The organism is Dietzia cercidiphylli (genome assembly GCF_014145145.1).
In the GTDB taxonomy this organism is placed as follows: domain Bacteria; phylum Actinomycetota; class Actinomycetes; order Mycobacteriales; family Mycobacteriaceae; genus Dietzia; species Dietzia natronolimnaea.
On record NZ_JAALEA010000335.1, the window covers coordinates 1 to 1,350 of the forward strand.

Sequence of the window (1,350 nt, forward strand, 5' to 3'; positions counted from 1 at the left end):
CACGTCGTCGATCAGGCCGGTGGCCGTGACCCCTCCCTCCGCGAGGAGCATCGCGTGGGTGAAACCCGGGGGTATCTCCTCCACGTGGTGGGTCACCAGGACGGTGGCGGGCGCGTCGGGGTCGAGGGCCATGTCCGCCAGACGGGCGACCAGATCCTCCCGGCCCCCCAGGTCCAGCCCCGCCCCCGGCTCGTCGAGCAGGAGCAGCTCCGGGTCGGTCATCATCGCGCGGGCGATCAGCACCCGCTTGCGCTCACCCTCCGAGAGGGTCCCCCAGGTCCTGTCGGCCAGGTGCTCTCCGCCGATCATCTCCAGCGTGTCCGCCGCGCGGTCGAAGTCGGCCTGGTCGTACGCCTCCCGCCACCGGCCCAGCACGGCGTACCCGGCGGAGACCACCAGGTCCTTGACCACCTCGTCGCCGGGGATCCGGCCGGCCACAGCGGCGGACGACAGGCCCACCCGGCTGCGGAGCTCGGTGACCTCGGTGCGACCCAGTTGCTCCCCCAGGATCACCGCCGAACCGGTGCTCGGGTACTCGAGAGCCGAGGCGATCCGGAGCAGCGAGGTCTTGCCCGCACCGTTGGGGCCCAGGACGACCCACCGCTCGTCCAACTCGACCTGCCAGGTGACGGGGCCCACCAGCGTCCGCCCGTCCCTCCGGAGCGAGACGTCGGTCAGGTCCAGGACGAGGTCGGGATCGGTCTCGATAGGCGTTCTCACGGACCCCATCTAACCCCCTATCCGGTGGCCGGGTGGCGAGGAACACGGCTCGTGCGCGTGAACACCGGCGCGACGCCCCTCCCCGATCGACGCCCGCTTCGATAGCGTCGTGTGCGTAGAGGCGTCCGCACCCCGGAGCCCGCAGCCGAGAGGAGCACCGACGTGAACGACCGTCTGGCCATCGACGAGGTCCGCCCCCTGGTCTCCTGCGGGAGGTTCCCCGCCAAGTCGGTCGTGGGTGAGGTGGTGCCGATCTCGGCGACCGTGTGGCGGGAGGGCCACGACGCGCTGTCGGCGAGCCTGGTGGTCCGCCGTCCCGGTGGGGCCTCCTCCCGGACGACCATGTCCCCCGGGGCGGAGGCGGACACCGTCCACGCGCTGCTCACCACCGACGCCCCCGGGATGTGGTCGTTCCGTGTCGAGGCCTGGTCGGACCCGTTCGCCACGTGGAACAGCGGCATCGTCAAGAAGATGGACGCGGGCCAGGGCGCCGACGTCCTGGGCAACGAGTTCGAGGTGGGCGCCCGGGTCCTGGACGCCGGCGCCGCACAGGCGACCGCGTCGGGTGACCCCGACCGGGCCACGCTGCTGACGGATGCGGCCACCGCGCTCCGCGGCACCGGGGACGCC

General features: G+C 72.7%; 2 protein-coding genes. One reads left to right on the forward strand and one right to left on the reverse strand.

Annotation, left to right across the window (positions count from 1 at the left end; genetic code table 11):
• The coding region (locus G6028_RS12100; RefSeq protein WP_182659008.1) for an ABC transporter ATP-binding protein at positions 1-729 on the reverse strand (729 nt) is incomplete at its 3' end.
• 153 nt (positions 730-882) lie between these two features.
• Here G6028_RS12100 and G6028_RS12105 point away from each other — a divergent pair.
• Positions 883-1,350: maltotransferase domain-containing protein (locus G6028_RS12105; RefSeq protein WP_182659009.1), on the forward strand; the 468-nt coding region annotated here is incomplete at its 3' end.